The organism is Bacillus sp. ISL-41, from assembly GCF_018613235.1.
GTDB lineage: Bacteria > Bacillota > Bacilli > Bacillales > Cytobacillaceae > Mesobacillus.
Map to the genome: position 1 here is coordinate 236838 of NZ_JAGGQP010000003.1, position 20964 is coordinate 257801.

Below are 20964 nucleotides of genomic sequence, written 5' to 3' on the forward strand. Positions count from 1 at the left end.
GACAAATGCTGAGACAACTGGAACTTTCTGATTACCAGCTCTGGATGTGTAAAAAGATAAAGGAAAAGTTAGCTGAAAAGCATGACTATATAAATAGCGCTTCCCGTTATCCAAATGAGTTTGAGGAACGGGAAGTCATATCCATAGCGCTAAGCGAAATGCTTATGAAATTAGATGTAATCGACAAAAAAGCGAATTAGATTAGCGGGGGCCATTGGCCTCTTTTTTGTTGGCTGTTTTCGGAAAGATTTTTGTTGAAATCCTAAAGCCGATTTCAACGTAATATATGGCCATTTTGCAGGTCGGTATTAAGTTTGCACGCTCTTTTCTCACAAAAGAGTCAACTTTGCGAAGAAAAATAGGTCATTCCATCCTATTTTGTAGACAATAGCAACAAAGTTTGAGAAAAGAGCCTTTTTGTTTTATTGATCAAAATGATCCTGAGTTGAATTCTTCCTTCTCAACTCCGTGAGGATCTCCGTCAACAATGCTTCCTGTCTTTTTGTGCTGGTGACCAGCATGACAAAAAGGACTATTAAAACGATAGGCAGACCGATTGAAAGCAATATCCCAAACAGGCCAAACAAACCAAAAAACGGCTCCATACAGTGCACCTCCCTTTTTTATTTTACGATAGAATGCCTGAATGCATAAATGACTGCCTGGGTTCTGTCCTGGACCTGGAGCTTGCTTAAGATATTGCTGACATGTGTCTTCACCGTTTTCAAAGCGATAAACAGTTCATCGGCAATTTCCTGGTTGGTCTTTCCCTCGGCAATCAGCTTCAAGACTTCCATTTCCCGCTCTGTCAGCTCTTCATGCAGCTCGACGTTGTTCTTCTGGCGCATTTTCATCATCATCTTTCCCGTCACTTCTGGCTCGAGCACTGGCTGGCCTGAGTATGTAACTCTTACCGCATTAGCAATTTCACTGGCTTTCGAGGTTTTCAGCATATAACTCGTTGCCCCGGCTTCGAGCGCGGGGTATACTTTTTCATCATCAAGGAAGCTGGTCACGATGATGATTTTCGCTTCGGGCCATTGCTCGATAATCTGCTTTGTCGCCTCGATACCATCCATTTCCTTCATGACCAGATCCATGAGGATGATATCAGGCCGCAGCTCGAGCGCCATCTCGACACCCTTCTTCCCGTTATCCGCCTCGCCGATTACCTCAATATCCGGCTGGGCCGATAAATACGACGAAACGCCAATCCGCACCATTTCATGGTCATCTACAAACACAACTTTAATCATTCTTCTCACCCGCCACCACTAAAATTGGAACCTTGACTTCAAGCCTGGTCCCTTTGTTCTCGACACTCACTATCTTCAATGTCCCGCCGATTTCCCCCGCACGTTCGTGCATATTCTGGAGGCCATATGATCCTGCTTTTGCTTCTTCTACGTTAAAACCAATACCATCATCGACAATACGCATGATCACTTTATCATCGCGCTTGATCAACAATACTTCGAGCTCTTCCGCCTTTGCATGGCGAAGCGTATTCGAAACAGACTCCTGGAGAATGCGGAATAAATGGTCTTCGACTCCCTTATCCAACGGGAATGGCTCGACCTTCCACTTGATATCCATAGTGACTTTCTGCCTTAATTCGATCAATAATTCTTCGATTCCTTCTTGCAGGCATTTGCCCTTCAAGGCAACGGGACGCAAGTGCAGAAGCAGCGCCCTCATTTCGAGCTGCGATTGATGGATCATTTCCTCGACCATCTTCAGCTGTTTTGTTTCCCGGTCTTCGGAAGGGCCCTTTGTCTCATTGATCGCAGACATCAACATCGATGCCGCAAAAAGCTGCTGGCTGACAGAGTCATGCAGTTCACGCGCCAGCCTGTTACGTTCCTGTGAAATGATCTCCTGGATCCGCGACTCTTGTTCCTCTGCTTTTTCAGTCGCCAGCCGCTGTGACAGCATCGCTTTTTCAGAGATTTGCTTATGAAGCTTCCCTACTCTTTTTGAAATCGAGGAAATTTCTGCGTATGTCTGATTCGATTCAATTTCGGGCTCCTGTCCTTCTTCCAGCTGAAAAAGCCAGTTATCAACCGTCCCAAATTGTTTTCGCCAGTATGTCCCAGACGCCATACCAAACGCGACACCCAACACAACACTAATGCTGAAGGTAAAAATGATGAAAGGAATATCCATCAGCTCACGGTTCCATAAATCAGAAAGCTTTGCTATAGGGAAAACAAGCACAAAAGACAAAGTCACGGCGATGAATAAAATAATTCCTAGAGTCAATCCCCATAAGATTTGGCGCATCGCTGTCGTCATATGCGTTTCACCTCGATATTACCGACAAGCATCGAGGTGAAAATTTTCACTTTCTGCTCAGCGTCGTCATAGCCAGGAGTTTGCACATACAGGCTCTGGTTCAGCACCTTTCCTTCCTCATGCTCAAACACTTCAGCAGAGCCAATGACTGACGAATGCCTGAGGGTGACTTCCAAATCATATGGCACATACACTTTTACATTGCCAATGACATTACGGATGAAAACCACTGTTTCTCCCTTCGGCAGCACCGTCAGGCTCAGGTCGATGACACTGTCGCCAATCCCTGTCTGGATATTGACATCGTTCCACTCATACACATGGGAAGGCGTTTCCTGATGTCCAAACAAACGATTTTTAAAAAGAGGAGGCTTTTCGACCAGCATTTCCTTCCTGTTTTCTTTTTCAGGCTTCTGTAAAACTGGCGTGATCACTTCCGGCTTCTTTTTCGACTGTGCAAATTGATAGGCAAGATAGATCAGTACCGCTAATAGAAAAAACCTGAACGTCATCATGCTGAAAACACTGCTCAGCAAAAAGAACAAACCTGCCCAGAATAGCAGTTTCCCAGGTTTCTTCGGCATCAAGGAGCGTCCGAAGTAGACCATCGCTCCGCTTGCCAGAAGGGAGAAAATCAGTCCTTCGTTAAAAAATGACACTTCTAGCAAAAGCAATATAAGTCCAGTAATCACAATCCAGCTGACATAATCATTTTTCATGTTGTTCAACATGCTGTTTTCCTCCCTTCCCCTAGATTTATTTTAAAAATGGAATATATGATAGAGGATTTTTATTATGAAGTCTTTTCGAGGTAATATCCGAAAAGGCGCAGCTGCCTGCGCCTCTATAGAATACCATGTTTTGCCTATCAAATAGTATGTGTTTCTTTATTTTTGAACTCTTTTTCGAGCTGGGCAATCCTGCTGTCAATTGTATTGCGATTATAGTTGTTGTTCACTTTCTCCTCGAGTTGGTCAAGGTAGTTTTCCATGTCTGCGAACCTTGAATAAGCTTGGTCAGAATATGGATTGTTATCGAGCACCTGGTCCATTCTATGGTGGGCGCGTGTTACATTTTCCCGGCCCATCAGTTCAAGCCTGCGGATGTGCATGTCTTTTAACTTATGCTTCATTTCTTCATACTTCCGCTCAAGCTCGAGCTGCTGCTTGACCGCATTTTCCTTTGCTTCCTTCAGCCTGGCTCCGCGCTCTTCATACTGCACCTGTTCCTGCTGTGCAAACTCCTGGAGGTCCGTTTCACCGGCTCTCATCGCCACCTCTGATTGATACTTCCGTTTTTCGGCCATTTCAAGTGCTTGCTGATGTTCACGGGCAAACTGTTCCTTCAACTGTCCTTGGCGCTCGAGCAGCTTTCTGACCTTTTCTGTTTCCGCTTCACATTCGCGAAGATACTGATTCAACAACGCTATCGGATTTTTCTTTTCCTTCTGGTCAAGTGCCTCGTGAAGATCTGCCATTACCGTGTTTTTGATTCTTGTTAATAGATTTGCCATTTACTATCTCTCCTTTTGATATTGATGATTTTATTTGTTATTCAATTGTGCCCACTGCTTTTCAAAGTTGACGAAAGGATCGTTATCTTCGCGAATCACATCTTCTTTTTTATCCCAGTTCTTGTATACAAGGTACAGGACATAAGCAGCTGCGATTCCCAGGATAGCCGGGACGTTAGAAGCTGTCGCCATCAAGATGACGAAGCCGGCGACTCCCCAGCCGATCTTTGCGGCAGTTGAATCTGTCTTTAAAAATTGTTTGACGACGAAGTAGAGCACCAGCAGGCTGACCCCAAGTCCGACGAGCGGGCCAAGGTTTGAAATCAGCACCATGGCTGCAATGGAACCGGCAACCAGTAAACCAAATTTTTTCATGTTCAATTCCTCCTTATCTCTTATGATTACATCTTACCTTTCTGGCAAAACTTCAATAACGTGCCTGAGCTTGATTTTGCACTAGGACCTGAGGCTTAGCTTGATACCGGACCATTCAATTCTGGGGCAACCAAAAAAATAACCCGGTCTCCATTAACCGGGTTATTTCCATTCGTACTATTTATTTTGCAATAAACATTTGCGTCCAATAGTGACCATAGTTGCCGCCGGTTACATGCCCGACACCAATATGGGTGTACGCAGGGCTAAGGATGTTCTTCCGGTGCCCAGGACTGTTCATCCATGATTGGACCACTTCATTTGGTGTTCTTTGGCCGGCTGCAATGTTTTCGGCAGCACTTCGGTAATTGATTCCGAAGCTCTTCATCATCGTGAAGGGACTGCCGTATGTGGGACTGGTATGGGAGAAATAATTTTTGTCTCTCATATCTGCTGATTTATATCTGGCGACCCTGGAGAGCTGCCAGTCAGCAGCAAGTGGCTTCAGGCCATTCTTGGCGCGCTCCTGGTTTGTAAGCTGGATTACCTGGCTTTCGATACTCTTTGTTGCTCTTATTGTAGGGATATTCACCCTCTGGCCAGGATAAATCAAATTTGGATTTTTAAACTGCGGGTTGGCGGCGATGATTTCGGAAAGTCCAACCTGGTACCTGACTGAAATTTTCCATAGAGTGTCCCCGGGCCGTACTGTGTGGACTTGCTGGGCAAACGAAACAGTCGGGATGGCTATTACCATTAAAAGCAGAGCTAATATTATTTTCTTGAACATTTTCCATCCTCCTCACCTGATAGGATGAGAATAATCCAAGAAATTATACTTTATTATTTTTTTATAAGAAAACATCACAAGCACGTTGCATATAGATTAATCAAGGGAGGAATGCGAATTATGGGCTATCTTTGGGTGATGACCATTGGTTTTGTCATTTGTCTCGGTATAATCGGCGGCATGTTGATGTTCTTCATCACATCCGCTTTCAATTACGATGACGCCAGTCGGATCGATTTATTGGATACGGAGAGAAAGAGTAAGTCGTAGGATGCCAAAAGGCTGCCAGAATGATCTGGCAGCCTTTTTATATGGCATGGTTATTAAAAGTCGCGTGTGTTATCAAAACGAGTGTTGGCAGGGTTGTCCGAAGTCAGCGGTGCATCAACTGGGTTTCCAGTCCTAGTGCCATCAATCGCTGTAGTACGATCATTCAGGCCAACTCTGTTTTCGTCGCGCTCGACAACAACGAGAATCTTACCTTCTTTTACATAGCCTTCGTAGCGTTCTGCTTCATCTTCCGGAATACCCATTCCGATCAGTGCTCCAGCCAAACCGCCTGCACCTGCGCCTACTGCAGCGCCAGTAAGTGTCGCAGCGATTGGGCCCGCAGCTACGATTGGACCGATTCCAGGGATCGCAAGTGCGCCGATGCCTGCCAATAATCCAGTAAGGCCGCCTAATACGCCGCCTGTTGCCGCTCCTGCAGCAAGACCTTCCTCAGTCTTTGTACCGGTAGCTTCGTTTACATCGTGAACCTCATCTTCGTTTTTACTGATTACAGAAATGTCATCGGTTGAGTATCCCTGTCTTTTCAGGTCCTCAACAGCCTGGATTGCGTCTTGCTCGTTATCATATACTCCAACAAGATGTTTTTCATGTTCAAACATATTAAAAGCCTCCTTTAGACGAGTAGTCCCTATAAAAATACCCACACACAGGAGGCGTAAACCTTATGTCGAACGATTAACTGCTGATATGATAAACCAAAGAGACTTTTTTAGTTAAATTCGAAGCAACCCGAAATTTTTTAATTTCCAGCCTCAGTCAGTGCAGCTTCAAATTGCTCGATTATATCCTGGCTATTCTCGATTCCCACTGAAATCCTGACTAGTCGATACGTAATGCCAAGCTCTGCCTGAGCCTTTGGAGGCAGCGCGCGATGGGAGGTTTTCAGCGGATGGGAGACAGTCGTTTCAACTCCCGCAAGTGTAGGCACAATCTTTATCCAACCAAGCGATTTCAAAAACCTGTCTGTATCCACGTGTTCTGCCAGTTCAATTGTTACGATGGCACCAAAACCTTTTTCACCTTCTGAAAATGGATAATATACCTTTGAAACATTCTGATGTTCCTTCAGACTGTCAGCCAGCAACCTGGCATTTTCCGATTGAGCTTTCATTCTTAAAGCAAGGGTCTTCAACCCTCTGCAAGTCAGCCACGCTTCAAACGGGCTGAGGTTCGCACCAAGATTCACGATTCTTGCGCGCGCTTCTGCTATCAATACCTTCTTGCCAACGATAACACCAGAGGTAACATCACTGTGGCCTCCGATGTATTTCGTGGCACTGTGGACGACAAGATCGGCTCCTAGCAATAACGGGCGGACATAAAGCGGTGTAGCGAACGTATTATCAACTAATACAGTAAGATTTCTTTTCTTAGCCAGCGCAATGACGTCCTCCAATTTTTCAACACGGAGGAGCGGATTTGTGATGGACTCTGTGTAAAGAAGTTTCGTATTGGATTTGATGGCCTGCTCTACATTTTCTAGGTCTGCAAACGAGACAAACGTTGTTTCGATTCCAAAGCGCTCCAATTCAGCTTTCAGCATATGAAAACTGCCGCCGTAAACATCATCAGCCGCAACAATATGATCGCCATTCTTCACCACTGCCAGGACACCAGCTAAAATCGCAGCCAAACCAGAGGAAGCTGCTGCCCCGTCTTCCGCAAGTTCAAGTGCCGCTAAGGATTGACCAAGTTCATCCGTATTTGGATTTCCAACTCTTGAATATAAATAATTTCCCTCTCCCTGATAAAAGCCCTCAAGCTCATCAAGGTCATTAAAGGTAAATGCTGATGTCTGATAAATCGGTGTCGCCTTGCTCTTAATTCCTGTTTGCTTCTTATGTATGGAATGAAGTACTTCCGTTTCAAATTTTTTCGCCATTTGGTCACCTGCTTTTAGAATTTGTAGTATGGAAAAAATAATCATAAAAAACCTCTCCAAATAAGGAGAGGTTACAGTCAGCCTCACTTATCTTCAGACTGCAATCTTCAGGAATTAGCACCTTTCATTTTAAACGATGGTTGCCGGGCTTCACAGGGCCTGTCCCTCCGCCGCTCTTGATAAGAGTTATTTCGGTTTTAAAAATAGTTTAGATAGCTGAAGTATATCAGCATCCCTGGTTTATCGTCAATGACAGTTCACACACTGAAAACACTGGATTCACGCTGGAGACAGCTGGAAGATTGGCTGCTCAATCTTCCGGATCGCTGTCAAGCAAGTCCCACGGCGTTATCACTCCAATTGGCTTACCGTGGCGGTCTCCCGTTTCCGTAATGATGACTGCCTGCAGTTTCTTGCCTCTTGTATGGTATCGCTCGAATAATTCTTCAATATGATAAAGTGATGCAGCCTCATCCACAAAGGTCACAAAGTAATTTTTCCCCTTCGTCAAAAGCTCTTTTACACGGACGTCCTCGAAATGGACCACACTGTCGGAAAAATGCTTCGCCAGCCACTGGATGATTTCCGTTGAAGTCAGCAAGGCAACATACTTATCATCCTTGTCGTAGACAGGGAATCGTGTAAAATCAAACTTATTGATCACCTTTAGAACATCTTTAAGATAGGCATCCTCGTAATAGTAAAACACCGGGCTGGTCGCGATTGATAGTGCCGTCTGCGGCTTCTCAAACTCCCTTGCGATCTCCTCAATCCGTTCGACCACCTCGATATGCGGCTCGGCAATATAATAATCTGCGTTCACCCGCTCATGGACAATCGCATTGCGAAGCTTCGCAAACTGATGCAGCTCACTTTTATATTTACGAACCAATGAATGATTTTTATACCCAGAGTACAGCAGTTCCACGAACGCATCGCTGTCCGTTCCCTTTACCATTTCTTTCAGCGCTTTGTGAATCCTGTTAAAGGCCGTCTCGAACTTGCCGGATTGCTCTTTATGCTTTACTTCTTGATCTTCTGAAGTTTTCGCTCCTGAATCAGGATTTTTGTTTGATGAATTCTTGCCGCCTTCATTCCCACCCTTATTCCCATTGCCGTTTATCGATTGATTTGAGGCTAGTTTACCATTTTCTTTACCATTCTTGGATTGATTGGAAGATGCCTTTCCATTGCCATTGCCGGCCTGTTGGGTGGAAGACCTGCTTTTATCGTTTTTTGAATGATTTGAAGAAGAGTTGCCCTTTTCTTTTTTTGATTGATGTGATGGCTTCCCATTTTCGCTTCCTTTATTGCCATCATGCTTTTGATTCCTTTCATCAGCCCGCTTCAGTCTGTTTTCCTCATTCTCCTGCGGCTTAGGGTTAGTTCTCATATATGACTTTCTCTTATTTTTACCAGTCTGATGATTCTTCTTATTTTTTGAATCTGACTGATTATTTGATTTATGTTTAGCTTGAGTATTGTTAGCCAAAAAAAGCCCCTCCGTAATTTCAAATAACTTCCCCCTTCTCATTACCCCATTTACCGGTTTTACTAATCATGGATATATAATGAAAAAATACCAGCTAGCTTTAATGTTTGATACAATAAGTATAGTACATACATTACTTATTAATAGTAGAGTTTTTATAGAGTCTCTTTTCGTAAACTTTGTTGCTTTCATAGTCAAACGTAAAAATCAGGTTATGAATTTTTACGTTTTCTTATGCATTTCAGTTAAGGATCTGCTAGAAAAGGGCCCCTTGAAGCTAGCCAAAATGCGGTTGATAGATTAATAACGAAAATTAACAATCAATGCGAAAACATTCTTAATAGAAAAGGGTTTGATCTTTAGTGGCAACAACGAAGAAAAAAAGAATAATCAAAGAGGTCACACAGCTTGTGACGATCACAATCGGCGCGGTTATCGCGGCATTCGGGCTCGATCTGTTCCTGGTTCCTAACGCGATCCTTGACGGAGGGGTCATCGGGCTGTCAATCATCGCAGCGGAACTGACGAACATCTCAATGAGTATATTCCTGTTAGTGTTTAACCTTCCTTTCCTATATATCGGATATCGGAGAATGGGATTGAAATTTACGCTCCGCACCTTATATGGAGTCATTATTTTATCCGGCGCGACTGCTTATTTACACCATTTTGAACCTGTGACGGATGATTTATTTTTAGCAACGATCATCGGAGCGGTAATCCTTGGCACAGGGGTTGGTCTGGTCATCCGGGCAGGCGGCGCACTGGATGGAACCGAAATCATCGCCATCCTTGTCAGCAAAAAGCGCACCGTCTCTGTCGGTCAGATTGTCATGGTCATGAACTTATTCATCTTCATTTTAGCCGCCCTGCTCGTGTTCAGCTGGGAAACGGCCATGTACTCCATCATCACCTATTTCATTGCCTTCAAGATGATCGACGTCGTCGTCGAAGGGATGGAGGAGCTAAAATCCGTCACAATCATTTCCGATGTTCCTGAAGAAATCGCCGAAGCATTGCTAAAACAATTAGGCCGGGGCATGACCTACATCCAGGGTCAGGGTGTTTTTTCAAGTGAACCAAAGAAAATCATCTACACCATCGTCAGCCGGATCGAATTGTCCACACTGCGCTCAGTTGTCAACGAAATCGATCCAAATGCGCTTGTCGCCATTGAAAATGTCGCCGACGTTTCAGGAAGCAACTTTGATAGGAGCAGCGGACATTAATAAGGCGGCATCAGCCTTGTGAATGAGGACAATTTTTAAAAAGTGCCCTGGCGAAGAATCGCCGGGGCACTTTGCTGTCAATCAATCGGATTGTTGAATTTCTTTTCTTTCTGGCCTGTTGTGAATTCGACTAGTTCTTCGGGTGTGTTGTTGCCCTTCTTCTTGTTGTTGTTGCGCTGGGCGTTTCCGTTGCCAAGCTTTTGTCTACCCATTCTACCTCGCTCCTTTTGATGGATTCATGAAGTAGTATGGATTTTTTCTCCGGCGTTTATTCTAAGTTCAGGCGCCTGGCGCACCTTAGTTGCCTGCTCGTATGCATAGGCAAGCCTGATCAGCAATGGTTCGCTGAAGGCAGTACCCGAGAAGGTGATGCCGACTGGCTCTCCATCTTCAGTAAAAGCAGTCGGGACCGTAACGGATGGGTACCCTGCTTTTGAGCCGATTGTTGAGCCATCCATCGGGAACAGCACCGCATCCGCTCCATATTCTTTCAATGCATAGTCAATTCCCTGCTCCCTTGCCATATAAAGATTGTATTCGAGCTCTTCGAGGTACTCAGCCTCGGTCAGTGTCCCGCTTGTCGCATCCGATTCGAGCAGCACTTCCTGCCCGTATTTCAGCATTTTCTCGCCATGCTCATAATTGAAAGCAATCACGTCAGCAAGCGTCCTGACTGGAACATTCGGTGCCAGACCGTTCAGATAAGCATTCAAATCCGCTTTGAATTCATAGCTCAAAACTTTGTACCCCCAGGTTGCTTTCGCCGCCGGGATTTCTGCTTCAACGATCTCTGCGCCAAGCTCTTCCAGTTTTTCAACCGCTTTTTGAAAAATATGCTCCTGCTCCTGGGTCCACTTGCCAATATACTCTTCCCTGACAACAGCGATTTTGGCTCCTTTTAATGCATGTTCATCGAAAAGAGAGCCGTGACTGAATTCCGGAAAGCTGACCATCGTTGCCGGGTCTTGCGGATCCTGGCCGACAATCGCTTCCAAAAGGTAAACCGCGTCTTTTACAGTTCTCGCCATCGGGCCAGCTGTATCCTGAGTGTGGGCAATCGGGATGATGCCGCTGCGGCTGACAAGTCCGACTGTCGGCTTGATGCCCACCAATGAATTTTTGGAAGAAGGATTTAAAATCGAGCCATCTGTTTCTGTTCCAACCGCAACCGCAGCCAAATTAGCGGCAATTGCGGCGCCGGAACCAGCACTCGAGCCGCCGACATCAAACTTCCCTGGACCGTACGGATTCAGCACCTGGCCACCGCGGGAGCTGTATCCGCTCTTCATGCCATTCGCCATGAAGTTTGCCCACTCTGTCATATTTGTCTTGCCAAGAATGACGGCGCCTGCTTCCCTTAGCTTTGCAGCGACAAGGGAATCTTTCTGCGCAAAGGAGTCCTTTAATGCCAGCGATCCAGCACTAGTATGCATTTTATCGTTTGTATCAATATTATCTTTTACAAGGATCGGAATACCGTGCAAAGGGCCTCTGGGACCTTTCTGTTTTCGTTCAGCATCCAGTGAAGCCGCAATCTGTAATGCATCCGGATTCACCTCAAGCACTGATTTGGTTGTTTCATCAAAAGCCGCGATTCGGGCCTGATACATCAGAACAAGATCATGGGAAGACAGCTCGCCCTTCTCCATTTTCTCCTGCATCTCATCAATCGTCGCTTCCGGCAGCCACTCTGCCATCAATGTATTCAAATGTGGACTTTTCACGTTCAACATTTCCTTTCAAAAAGGCTATGTGAATTCGGCTGGTGATTACAGCCGCTTTTTCATAGCCTTCAAAAATAATCTACGGAATATATATTCTGACTCTTTTTCAAAAAAACCTTTGTTTGCAGTAAAAAAGCTATAGAAGTAGATCCTATAGCTTCGTAACTCATTATTCTGGGTCGACAATTTTACCGCCGTAAAATTCTTTTTGCACCGGCGTAATATTAAGTGCCTTGCAGAACCTTTTCAAATCGCGTTCTTCACGTTCATTAACGATCGAGATTACGGTTCCCTCCGCGCCAAATCGGCCTGTGCGTCCGGAGCGGTGGATGTATTGGTCCTGCTCTCTCGGGAAATCATAGTGGACAACGTGAGTGACACCTTTAATATCCAAACCACGCGCTGCAACTTCGGTGACTAGCAGCATTTCTCTGTTGCCGTCCCGGAACTTATTCAAATAACGCTGACGGTCCTGCTTGTCCAAATCACTGTGCAGCTGGCCGACATGAATGTCCTTAAACTTCAGTTTTTCAGCAGCGATAGTCAGGTTCGCGATGTCCTTGATGAAAACAAGTGACTTCGTTCCATCCAGGCGAGCAATCTTCTCAAGGACTTTGATCTTGTCACGCTGCTCGCTGAGAAAATAAATATGCTCAACTTTGGCAGCATCGATCGTTTCGTCCTTTTTGACATTGATGATCTCTGGATCCTTCGCCAATCTCTTGATTGATTTTTCGACAGTCTCTGGAAGAGTGGCTGAAAATAGCAGAAGCTGTCTTTGATCAGCAAGTGTCGACTTGACAATGCTTTTTACCGTTTCATTATGCTCGGGGGTCAGAAGCTGATCGCCTTCATCTAGGACGACTGTATGGACTTTATGCATTTTCAGTTTCTTCTGTTTGATCAGTTCATTCGTCCGCCCTGGAGTTCCGACGATGATGTGCGGGCTCTTTTTCAGCTTGTCAATCTGGCGCTTCAGGTTCGCACCGCCGATCAAGCTTGCCGATTTGATTCCGCTGCCTTCGCCCCATTTCTGGATTTCGGACAGGATCTGCATAACAAGCTCCTGCGACGAAGCAAGGATGACTGCCTGTGTATTCTGCATTTTAGGATCGATTTTATTTAAAACAGGAAGCAGGTACGCCAAAGTTTTACCAGTACCAGTCGGTGACTCTCCGACAACATCTTTTCCTTCTATTATTAGCGGAATTGCTGTCGTCTGGACAGAAGTCATCGTCTCGAATCCGGCCTTCTCCCAGGCCTGCTGCAGGAACGGTTGTAGTTGTGCGATAATTTGTTGAGTTTCTGACATGATTTTCTCCTTCAGTTAAACATTCTAGTATTGATACTAGCTAAAACACGATTATAAGTCCAGTATTCCCCTAAAAATTGGCGTTTTGCACTTTTTATTATAGATTGTTTTTTGCCTGATTGCGTTTTATTCGCGATTTCACAACTTTATTGGCGAAAATTTTTATTATATTGGCGAAATTCCTATTTTATTGGCGAGTTGGAAATTCTGAGCGATTTTTTCCAATTCATAAAAAGACATCGAGCGTGTGCTGTCTCCGAATATCATAAAAAGACATCGAGCGAGAATTCGCCCGATGTCTTCAAAACCTAAATCTTATTTATGGATCCAAACTGCACCAGCTGAGTTATCCTTCGCTTCGCCGATGACCTGGAACTTCAATCCGTAGTTAGGCAGCTTTTTGCCTGCATCCGGGATCAGTTCGTTGATGTACTTGTGTGAGTCATCAAATGTTGCCACACCTGGAAGGCCTTCATAATCGAACACTCCGCGTGATGGAGAATCAACTGTCCAGGCAGGTGCCTTATCAAGTGAGAATGCTGCGTCAGAGATTTGGTAGCGTGTGCTGCTCTTTACAGAATCCTGTCCATTGAGCGTGCCGACGATTGCTTCTGGATGAGAGTCAACAACCCCGATGAAGCCTTCGCCCGGGTGGACGCCAACCCAGTTGTCTGTGAAGCTGTCGTCACCATACCAGACAACCAAACCAGTGTTGTACTTCACGCCGCGGCCTTCAATCAAGCCTTTGTCAGCGCCAGCGTAGTTTCTCCACTCAAGATAGTAGTAGTGGTCTTTATCAAACAAACCGTTTGAAGAGATAAAACCATCAAGAGTCACTTGTTGAGTGCCTTCTGCATCGTCAGAGAAAGCAACTTCGCCGTCAACAGTCAGGCTAAGGTTATCTATTGCGAAACCTTCAGGAGCAAGTCCTCCGTCTGTTACATAATCAAACACAAGCTTCACTTTCTGTCCTGCGAACTGGCTTAAGTCATAAGACTTGTCTTCCCACTGCCCTTGAGTTGTTTCCATGCCGCCAGCAGTGTTTTCGTCGCCGATAAGATCCAATTGAACTTCCGTGCCGTCTTCAGTCACAGCATTTACATATACATAGTCATAATCGAATTCCACTTCGTACCATGCTTTGTAGTCGAAAGTTGCTGTCGTTGCAGCTGTCAGGTCAAATACAGGTGTTTCCAATGCAGTGTGCAGGTCATCACCTTTTTTGCTGTAGTAGTACTTTTCACCGAAAGCAGGCTCAATGCCCTTTACCTTCTTCTTAGGAAGATTAACTTTTACAATACCGTTATTCTTCGACTTCGTTACACTCTGGTCGATAACAGCAGTTAAACCATTTTCGTCTATTTCATCGTAATTCACTTCCGTGATGTTAGCCCAGTTGCCGCCCATGATCTTTTGGAAGTACTCCTTGTTCTGCGGAGAGAAGCTTGTCGGCTCTGTGCCTGCTACTGCTCCATTCCAGCTGCCGCCGCTCATGATCGACCATGATGCAACCGGCTCACCTTGTCCAGTGTACTGTGTATCGTACTCATCTGGAAGACCCAGGTCATGTCCGAATTCGTGTGCGAATACACCAACTGCTCCATCTTCAGGCTCGATTGTGTAGTCGTAGGCAGCCATTGATCCGCCCCAGTATGGTACTTGAGCAGTTCCTTCAGTGCCAGGGACTCTATGAACGCCATTCAATACCCAGCGGTGTGACCAAATAGCATTGTCACCAAGCTTGCCGCCTCCAGCTTCCTGGCCAACACCAGCGTGAAGGACCATCAAGTGGTCAACGAGTCCATCCGGCTCGTTCTGGTTTCCGTCGCCGTCTAAATCATAAAGATCGAATTCATCAAACTGAGAAAGATCAAGGCCGCTTTCAACAGCAGCATTCAATGCATCCTTTACAAAGTCACGCGGTCCTTTAGGATTCAGGTTATCATGTCCGCCCTCTGGATTGTCGTCACCATAATCTGCTGCATTTCCAGGTACCGTCACCCAGTCCGTAACATGTCCGTCAACTGTGTAGCTGCCGCCAGACTGTTCTTCATAATATTGCTTGAACGTTTGAACCTTTTCACCATTGAATAATGTGAACTCTTCGTCACCGAACAGCATTTTTTCATAATGCTCGCGGCTGAAGTCGTCTGAATACATATAGCCTTCTTCTTGCTCAATGTTATTGTGCTTGAAGTCTGCAAATTCAGCCAGAAGAACAAGAACCTTATCTTCCCTGACTGTACCATTGTAAGCAGCTTGTTTCGCAGGATCTACTTTCGCATATCCAGTTGGCTTGCCCGTTTTGTAGTTGTCATGCCCTTTTTCAAGCTGCTTAGTCAGCTTGTCCTTTTGCTTTGTCAAAAAGTCCTTGGACTTCTTTGCCATTTCATGTTCAGCAGCGTGATTATCTGTCTTGCCTGCTTTTGCTCCCTGCTTCTGTTTAATATATTCTGTTACCGCTTTATTGACTTCCTCAGGTGAAGCACCTTTCGCAATCAGGCCTCGCTCCTGCAAAGCCTTTGCCAGGCGATCCTGGTCAACAATGTTCAAGTCTATTGGTGCAGATTCAGGAGCTGTCGCAGCTGCCACACTCTTGGGTGCTGCAGTTGGCCCAGCAAACGAACCCGCAAATAATGTTGATGCGAAGACAGCACTTGCCGCGACGCTGGATAGAACCTTCAACGAACTTTTCTTCTTCAAAAAGATAACCCCCTGCTATTTTCCAAGTTTCGATTTTTCATATTTTCAGAAGAATCTGATTGAAATTGTAGCAAGGTTTTGAAATATTGTAAATTTTTATAAAATAATAATATTTACCTATAAAATTACTCGTTTTTAATAAAAAACCTCACTTTTAAAATAAAACTGAGCCTATCATCCTGTTTCCATCTCAAAAAGAAGTGTCAATAAAACTATTTTAATAAAGCGTTATATTGGGAAATTTTCTTCGTGTATCTAAATTTGATTCAAATGGACTATCAGGAAAATAGTGGTTTACGCAAAAAAAGGAGAGCAAATATTGCCCTCCCCTTCTAAACTATTAATTTAATTTCGTTACACGACCCTCAATTTGCGGATTAACTTCACCGTGAGCCTTGATATAGTTGACCAATGCATCCAAATCGACTACATCGATTGTCTTGTCAGTAATGGTCGCAAGGATTGCATATCCATCCCCGCCTCCAGCCATGTAGTTGTTGACTGTGATTGAATAGGTTTGATCCATTTCAACTGGTGTTCCATCATTCTTCGTTATCGACACAATACGGTCTCCGGCAGCTCTTGAATCATCGTAAGTTACCTTCAAGCCTGAAATTGGCATGATACGGACTTTACTGCCCCATTGCTGCTCTAGCAATGTCTTGATGACTTCACCAGTCACATTCATTTTTACAAGATCATTACCGAATGGCTGAACGGTGAAAGCTTCTTTCCACGTGATTTCACCTGCATCAATGTCAGCACGGACCCCGCCTGAGTTCATGAAGGCAAAATCAGTTCCTGTCTCCCAACGCATTGCATCTGCCACGAGGTTACCCATTGCAGATTCACCAGAAGCACTTGTATCACGGCTGATGTAAGAAAGAGATGTCCCGATTACTTCATTCAGAATTGGTGCAACATCCGCTACATAGGTGTCAAGCATCGCTTTAATTTCAGCATCTGGCTCAATTTGATCACGGTATGTTGTGACGATTTCTGATTTGCCAACCATGACATCCTTCGTTACAGGGTTGATCAATAAATCTACATCTGAAAAAGCTGTACCAGAAGAATAGGACTGAACGACAATTTTGCCGTCAACTTTTGTGTTAGTGTAAGCGTGATTATGTCCGCCTAATAACACATCTACTTCATCATCCACATTTCGAGCGATCTCAACAAGCTCTTCACCTGCGTCAGAACCATCCATTTTTGAAAAAGATGGGTTATGCGCTAAAACAACAATTGTTTCAACACCTTGCGCCTTTAACTCCTCAGTATAGAGGTTGATCGCTTCAGTTTCGTCGGTGAATTGCACATCCTGAACTGCACTTGGAATGACAATGTTTGGTGTATCAGATAAAGCTACACCGATGACACCGACTGGTATTCCATTTACGTCGATTACTGTATATGGCTCTAAAATGTTCTCACCTGTAACTTTGTCAACAACATTAGCCGCGACATAAGGGAAGTTGGCACCTTCAAATACACCATACTTGTCCACTGTTTTCGGATGGGCTCCACCATCGATCAAGCGCATCATTTCCTCTACACCTTCATCAAACTCGTGGTTTCCGACAGTACCTGCGTCAAAACCAAGCTCGTTCAAAATTTTGATTGTAGGCTCGTCCTGAAGCAAAGCGGATACCGGGGAGCTAGCTCCTACAGCATCGCCTGCATGAAGCATCAATGTATTAGGATTTTCAGCTTCGCGTTCTTTCAAATATGCAGCAAGGTATTCAACACCGCCTGCATTGATTTTTGAGTTATAAGTGTCCAGCTGGCCATGGAAATCATTGATTCCCAAAAGCTGAAGGCCGATTGGCAGGTGCAGCTGGTACTTTGCAAAACCATCTGCAGCATTTCCAGCATAATTAATCAGACCTGTCTCCGGAAGCGCTTCTTGTGCAGAAGGTGAAGAAGTAAATGTTACATTCAGCTCTTTTTCTACTCCTGCAAAGCTCCAGTTGTTATCAGCAGATGGGTCAATTGTTTCCAGTTCACTGATATAATCGATGATTACCTGGCGATTTTCATCCGGATACATTTCCACTGCCGTTTTATTCCTGACACCCGGGAAGGTGCCGTTTGCACGATAGTTATTCGTTACAACAAGGAATTCCTGATCAAGATCGATTGGCTGTCCATTATATTGGAGGTTTTTAATCCGGTTTGCATTAGAATTAATCTCAATTCCATCCTTATCATATTTTGCTGGTTCGGTAACATCAATTTCGTAAGTTACGCCATCGATGACATCATAGTTATAAGTTGGGAAGCTAGTGTTGATTAACTCTTGTTCATCCGTTTTATTTTCGTTGATTTGGTTGAACTGTCCTGCAGACATTTCAAGCCATTCCTTAACATCCGCACCTGTCACCTTGATTGTAGCCACTGTGTTTGGATACAGATAAAGGTCTGCTACGTTCTTGATTGCAATTGTTCCCTCAGGGATATACGTATAGTATTCTGAACCATTGCGTCCGCCTGCTTTAAAAGGAGCTCCCGCTGAAAGGATTGGCAGATTCTCGTCTGCAGTACCTTTTACTTTTTGCTCAGCATACCATTTTTGTGCGTTCGTAACGATTTGGATAGATGGATCATCCTGGACTAAAGCAAAATAGCTGTGGATATCGGCAGTCGTTTTGCCTACCGGCTGGTTTACATACTCCACCGTACCTTCATGATCTTCTTTTACCGCTTCTAAAATTTCTGAATCGGGTTTCGCCAACTCTGTCTTAGTCGTTTTATCATAGACAGCTCTTAATTGAGCCTTGGAACTCTTCACATTCCATTTACCTTTTTCTTTTACAATGGTAAGGTCCATGACACCAAGCTGATTTCCCCAGCTTCCTGGCATGACAACCGGAACTCCATTGATTGTGCCGTTTTCAGCATCAACGCCTGGCAATCCAATGAAGTTGCCTGGGAAGTTCAGGTGATTATGGCCGGAGATGATGGCATCGATTCCTTCGACTTTTGTCAGATCGTAGGCAGCGTTTTCTTCCATCTCAACTACTTTTTCGTCGCCGATACCAGAGTGGGCAAGTGCAATGATAATATCAGCGCCCTCTTCTTTCATTTTAGGAATTTGGGATTCTACTGATTTTACAATATCTTTCGTAATCACTTTCCCGTCAAGATTCGCTTTGTCCCACTGAACGATTTGCGGTGTCACCGCACCGACAACCCCAATTTTAATCACCTGGGTTTTGCCATTTGCATCCGTTACCTTTTTATTAAAGACAGTATAAGGCTTAAAATAGTTTTCATCATTGTCAGGATTGTCATCGCCATCATACTTGTAAACATTCGCATTTACATATGGCATTGGTGCGTCATCCAGCACTTCGTCAAGGTAGTCCAATCCATAGTTAAACTCATGGTTTCCAACTGTCGCAGCATCATAGTCCAGTAGTTCCATAGCTTCAAAAACAGGGTGCATTTCCCCATCTTCAAGTACATCTACCTTGGCTTTATAATCGCCGAGCGGATTCCCCTGAATCAAGTCACCATTATCGAATAACAAGCTGTTTTTCCCAGCTTCTTCTTCTCTTGCTTCTTTAATTAAAGTAGCTGTTTTAGCCAGGCCGAAGTCCGGAACCGCCACTCCTTTATAGTAATCGTAGTTATATAAATTTGTATGAATATCTGTTGTTCCCATAATACGCAGCTGCACTTCATGCTTCCCTGCCTGATCAGGCTTCCCAGCTGCAAATGATTTATAAGAAACTGGGCCCGCTAACACAGACAATGCCATTGTTGTTGCGACAACAGTTTTTCCTATCTTGCGCAAAGGCTTCTTCAAGAAATCCATCTCCTTAATGATTAAATTGGTAGATACGTGTTTAATTATAGTAGGATTCACGAAATCGGAAATGGACTGATAGACCTGACTTTTCTAAACATTTCGTCATAAAAACGCTTGCATTTGGGCCTATTTCACCCTATTTTATATACACACCCTTATAACTAAATTCCCATTCGAATGATTTAAAATAAGTATCTCCTGATAGGCTCTTCTGCCATATATTATTGAGATTGAAAATGAACTAGAGTGGTATTGTATTGTAGAACCTTTTCAAGGAGTGTTTAAATTATGAAGGAATTATTGAAAGAATTGATCCTGATTGACAGCTCCACGAAGGAAGGTGCCAATCAGGCGGTGGAATTTTGCAAGCAGTGGCTTATCGAGCATGAATTGCAGCCGAGTTTGATTGAGAATAATGGATATAAAATGCTGGTCTGCGAGATTGGCGAGGGAGATAAAACGATTGTATTCAACGGACATGTTGATGTCGTCAGCGGCAAAAAAGAGCAATTCGTTCCCGTTGAAAAGAATGGCCGGATCTACGCAAGAGGCGCGGCTGATATGAAAGCTGGCGTTGCCGCGATGATGGTCGCGATGAAAGAGTTGCGCAGCCAAAAAATCGGAGTGAAAATCCAGCTGCAGATTGTTTCGGACGAAGAGATTGGCGGGATGAATTGTACTGGCTACCTTGTAGAAAATGATTACCGCGGAGATTTTGTCATCTCTTCTGAACCAACACAGCTGGGGATCGCCCTGCAGGCCAAAGGTGTATTGAGGCTCGAAGTCGAAGTCACCGGAAAATCCGCCCACGGCAGCCGGCCGTGGGAAGGCGATAATGCCATTGTCAAGGCGTATCGAGTTTACGAAAAACTGCAGGAACTGCCTTTTACAAAAGAAAGCTCGGAGTTTTATCCTTCACCATCTGTTAACCTTGCCATCATATCCGGTGGTGAAGTTTTTAACAAGGTACCAGATCATTGTGTGATGTCCCTTGATATACGCTATCTCCCTGGACAAGATCCTGATTCGATGGTGCAGCAAATCGAGGGGATTTCAGACGGCAAAGTTACCGTAGGGTTGAAGGGAATCCCTGTGGCGACAAAACACGATGACCCATTCATTACTCAGCTGAAACCCGTTTTGGAAAAACACATTGCCGGCGAAGCAGTAATTTTCGGCCAGCACGGGGCAGCAGATACCCAGTATTTCGCAGCACACGGAATCCCGGCAATCGAGTTTGGTCCAAGCGGAGCGAACTGGCATGGGGATGACGAGTTTATCGAGCTGGAATCGCTGGAAAAGTATAAAGAGATTTTGATGGATTACGTTAAAAGCTATTAAGAAAAGCGCAAGCGCCTTGTTCAGCCCCGACCAGCGTTGGAGGGCCGACCGGTGAAGTCGCTCTTTGACTTCATCGGGCGGACCGAACTCGAAAAGTATAGAGACTGTCCAGAAACGCAGAAACTGGAGACTCCGACAAAGAAGCGCACTTTGCTTCTGCCGGCGGAGTCGAAGTTTCGGAGTTTCTAGGAGGCGACACT

At 44.7% G+C, this 20964-nt stretch carries 19 protein-coding genes and 1 riboswitch; of the genes, 4 read left to right on the forward strand and 15 right to left on the reverse strand.

Features of this window, described 5'->3' with window-relative positions; all coding sequences use genetic code 11:
* Window positions 1-5 precede the first annotated feature (5 nt).
* On the forward strand, window positions 6-200 hold the full coding sequence (locus J7I80_RS01840; protein ID WP_192469657.1) for a hypothetical protein: 195 nt from the start codon (window positions 6-8) through the stop codon (window positions 198-200).
* A 222-nt stretch (window positions 201-422) separates the two neighbouring features.
* On the opposite strand, the gene J7I80_RS01845 is transcribed toward J7I80_RS01840, so the two are convergent.
* The 7 genes from J7I80_RS01845 to safA all read right to left on the reverse strand — a co-directional run bounded on the left by J7I80_RS01845 (window position 423) and on the right by safA (window position 4973).
* Window positions 423-605, reverse strand: a complete 183-nt coding sequence (locus J7I80_RS01845; protein WP_214735717.1) for a hypothetical protein — start codon at window positions 603-605, stop codon at window positions 423-425.
* Window positions 606-623: 18 nt separating this feature from the next.
* Window positions 624-1256 carry a response regulator transcription factor gene (locus J7I80_RS01850; protein WP_214735718.1) on the reverse strand — a complete coding sequence of 211 codons (633 nt, stop codon included), beginning with the start codon at window positions 1254-1256 and terminating at the stop codon, window positions 624-626.
* Window positions 1249-2295, reverse strand: a complete 1047-nt coding sequence (locus J7I80_RS01855; RefSeq protein WP_214735719.1) for a sensor histidine kinase — start codon at window positions 2293-2295, stop codon at window positions 1249-1251. The genes J7I80_RS01850 and J7I80_RS01855 overlap by 8 nt, the downstream gene beginning before the upstream one ends.
* Window positions 2292-3026, reverse strand: a complete 735-nt coding sequence (gene liaF / locus J7I80_RS01860; RefSeq protein WP_214735720.1) for a cell wall-active antibiotics response protein LiaF — start codon at window positions 3024-3026, stop codon at window positions 2292-2294. Before liaF ends, J7I80_RS01855 begins: the two co-directional genes overlap by 4 nt.
* Before the next feature lie 137 nt (window positions 3027-3163).
* Window positions 3164-3808, reverse strand: coding sequence for a PspA/IM30 family protein (locus tag J7I80_RS01865; protein WP_214735721.1), 645 nt, complete (start codon window positions 3806-3808; stop codon window positions 3164-3166).
* Window positions 3809-3838: 30 nt separating this feature from the next.
* Window positions 3839-4183: a lmo0954 family membrane protein gene (locus J7I80_RS01870; RefSeq protein ID WP_214735722.1), complete on the reverse strand. Its 345-nt coding sequence runs from the start codon at window positions 4181-4183 to the stop codon at window positions 3839-3841.
* 181 nt (window positions 4184-4364) lie between these two features.
* On the reverse strand, window positions 4365-4973 hold the full coding sequence (gene safA / locus J7I80_RS01875; RefSeq protein WP_214735723.1) for a SafA/ExsA family spore coat assembly protein: 609 nt from the start codon (window positions 4971-4973) through the stop codon (window positions 4365-4367).
* A gap of 120 nt (window positions 4974-5093) precedes the next feature.
* On the opposite strand from safA, the gene J7I80_RS01880 reads away from it, so the two are divergent.
* Window positions 5094-5243, forward strand: coding sequence for a hypothetical protein (locus J7I80_RS01880; RefSeq protein WP_192469928.1), 150 nt, complete (start codon window positions 5094-5096; stop codon window positions 5241-5243).
* Between the two features lie 53 nt (window positions 5244-5296).
* On the opposite strand, the gene J7I80_RS01885 is transcribed toward J7I80_RS01880, so the two are convergent.
* From J7I80_RS01885 to J7I80_RS23200, 3 genes are all read right to left on the reverse strand, one after another.
* On the reverse strand, window positions 5297-5863 hold the full coding sequence (locus J7I80_RS01885) for a YflT domain-containing protein (RefSeq protein ID WP_214735724.1): 567 nt from the start codon (window positions 5861-5863) through the stop codon (window positions 5297-5299).
* A 140-nt stretch (window positions 5864-6003) separates the two neighbouring features.
* Complete coding sequence (locus J7I80_RS01890) at window positions 6004-7146, reverse strand: trans-sulfuration enzyme family protein (RefSeq protein WP_214735725.1); 1143 nt, start codon at window positions 7144-7146, stop codon at window positions 6004-6006.
* A gap of 84 nt (window positions 7147-7230) precedes the next feature.
* A riboswitch (SAM riboswitch) is annotated at window positions 7231-7332 on the reverse strand.
* A 124-nt stretch (window positions 7333-7456) separates the two neighbouring features.
* Window positions 7457-8638: a CBS domain-containing protein gene (locus tag J7I80_RS23200; RefSeq protein ID WP_251027530.1), complete on the reverse strand. Its 1182-nt coding sequence runs from the start codon at window positions 8636-8638 to the stop codon at window positions 7457-7459.
* A gap of 362 nt (window positions 8639-9000) precedes the next feature.
* Between J7I80_RS23200 and J7I80_RS01900 the strand changes: the two genes are divergently transcribed.
* Entirely contained in the window at window positions 9001-9867 is an 867-nt protein-coding gene (locus J7I80_RS01900; protein ID WP_214735726.1) for a YitT family protein, read from the forward strand.
* A 77-nt stretch (window positions 9868-9944) separates the two neighbouring features.
* Here the strand turns inward: J7I80_RS01900 and J7I80_RS23435 are convergent, their stop codons facing one another.
* From J7I80_RS23435 to J7I80_RS01920, 5 genes are all read right to left on the reverse strand, one after another.
* On the reverse strand, window positions 9945-10079 hold the full coding sequence (locus tag J7I80_RS23435; RefSeq protein ID WP_023625781.1) for a hypothetical protein: 135 nt from the start codon (window positions 10077-10079) through the stop codon (window positions 9945-9947).
* 24 nt (window positions 10080-10103) lie between these two features.
* Window positions 10104-11591: an amidase family protein gene (locus tag J7I80_RS01905; RefSeq protein WP_353050073.1), complete on the reverse strand. Its 1488-nt coding sequence runs from the start codon at window positions 11589-11591 to the stop codon at window positions 10104-10106.
* Between the two features lie 169 nt (window positions 11592-11760).
* Window positions 11761-12903: a DEAD/DEAH box helicase gene (locus J7I80_RS01910; protein WP_214735728.1), complete on the reverse strand. Its 1143-nt coding sequence runs from the start codon at window positions 12901-12903 to the stop codon at window positions 11761-11763.
* Window positions 12904-13218: 315 nt separating this feature from the next.
* Window positions 13219-15606 carry an immune inhibitor A domain-containing protein gene (locus J7I80_RS01915; protein WP_214735729.1) on the reverse strand — a complete coding sequence of 796 codons (2388 nt, stop codon included), beginning with the start codon at window positions 15604-15606 and terminating at the stop codon, window positions 13219-13221.
* A gap of 340 nt (window positions 15607-15946) precedes the next feature.
* Complete coding sequence (locus J7I80_RS01920) at window positions 15947-19429, reverse strand: bifunctional 2',3'-cyclic-nucleotide 2'-phosphodiesterase/3'-nucleotidase (RefSeq protein ID WP_214735730.1); 3483 nt, start codon at window positions 19427-19429, stop codon at window positions 15947-15949.
* Between the two features lie 279 nt (window positions 19430-19708).
* Here J7I80_RS01920 and J7I80_RS01925 point away from each other — a divergent pair, with 279 nt between their 5' ends.
* Window positions 19709-20764 carry a M20 family metallopeptidase gene (locus J7I80_RS01925; protein ID WP_483297680.1) on the forward strand — a complete coding sequence of 352 codons (1056 nt, stop codon included), beginning with the start codon at window positions 19709-19711 and terminating at the stop codon, window positions 20762-20764.
* The last annotated feature ends 200 nt before the right edge of the window (window positions 20765-20964 follow it).

Coding starts and splice junctions, on each gene's coding strand:
- J7I80_RS01920 (WP_214735730.1), bottom strand. CDS start 19,429: ATGGATTTCTTGAAGAAGCCTTTGCGCAAGATAGGAAAAACTGTTGTC.
- J7I80_RS01845 (WP_214735717.1), bottom strand. CDS start 605: ATGGAGCCGTTTTTTGGTTTGTTTGGCCTGTTTGGGATATTGCTTTCA.
- J7I80_RS01855 (WP_214735719.1), bottom strand. CDS start 2,295: ATGACGACAGCGATGCGCCAAATCTTATGGGGATTGACTCTAGGAATT.
- liaF (WP_214735720.1), bottom strand. CDS start 3,026: ATGTTGAACAACATGAAAAATGATTATGTCAGCTGGATTGTGATTACT.
- J7I80_RS01840 (WP_192469657.1), top strand. CDS start 6: ATGCTGAGACAACTGGAACTTTCTGATTACCAGCTCTGGATGTGTAAA.
- J7I80_RS23435 (WP_023625781.1), bottom strand. CDS start 10,079: ATGGGTAGACAAAAGCTTGGCAACGGAAACGCCCAGCGCAACAACAAC.
- J7I80_RS01870 (WP_214735722.1), bottom strand. CDS start 4,183: ATGAAAAAATTTGGTTTACTGGTTGCCGGTTCCATTGCAGCCATGGTG.
- J7I80_RS01910 (WP_214735728.1), bottom strand. CDS start 12,903: ATGTCAGAAACTCAACAAATTATCGCACAACTACAACCGTTCCTGCAG.
- J7I80_RS01850 (WP_214735718.1), bottom strand. CDS start 1,256: ATGATTAAAGTTGTGTTTGTAGATGACCATGAAATGGTGCGGATTGGC.
- J7I80_RS01885 (WP_214735724.1), bottom strand. CDS start 5,863: ATGTTTGAACATGAAAAACATCTTGTTGGAGTATATGATAACGAGCAA.
- J7I80_RS01880 (WP_192469928.1), top strand. CDS start 5,094: ATGGGCTATCTTTGGGTGATGACCATTGGTTTTGTCATTTGTCTCGGT.
- J7I80_RS01890 (WP_214735725.1), bottom strand. CDS start 7,146: ATGGCGAAAAAATTTGAAACGGAAGTACTTCATTCCATACATAAGAAG.
- safA (WP_214735723.1), bottom strand. CDS start 4,973: ATGTTCAAGAAAATAATATTAGCTCTGCTTTTAATGGTAATAGCCATC.
- J7I80_RS01865 (WP_214735721.1), bottom strand. CDS start 3,808: ATGGCAAATCTATTAACAAGAATCAAAAACACGGTAATGGCAGATCTT.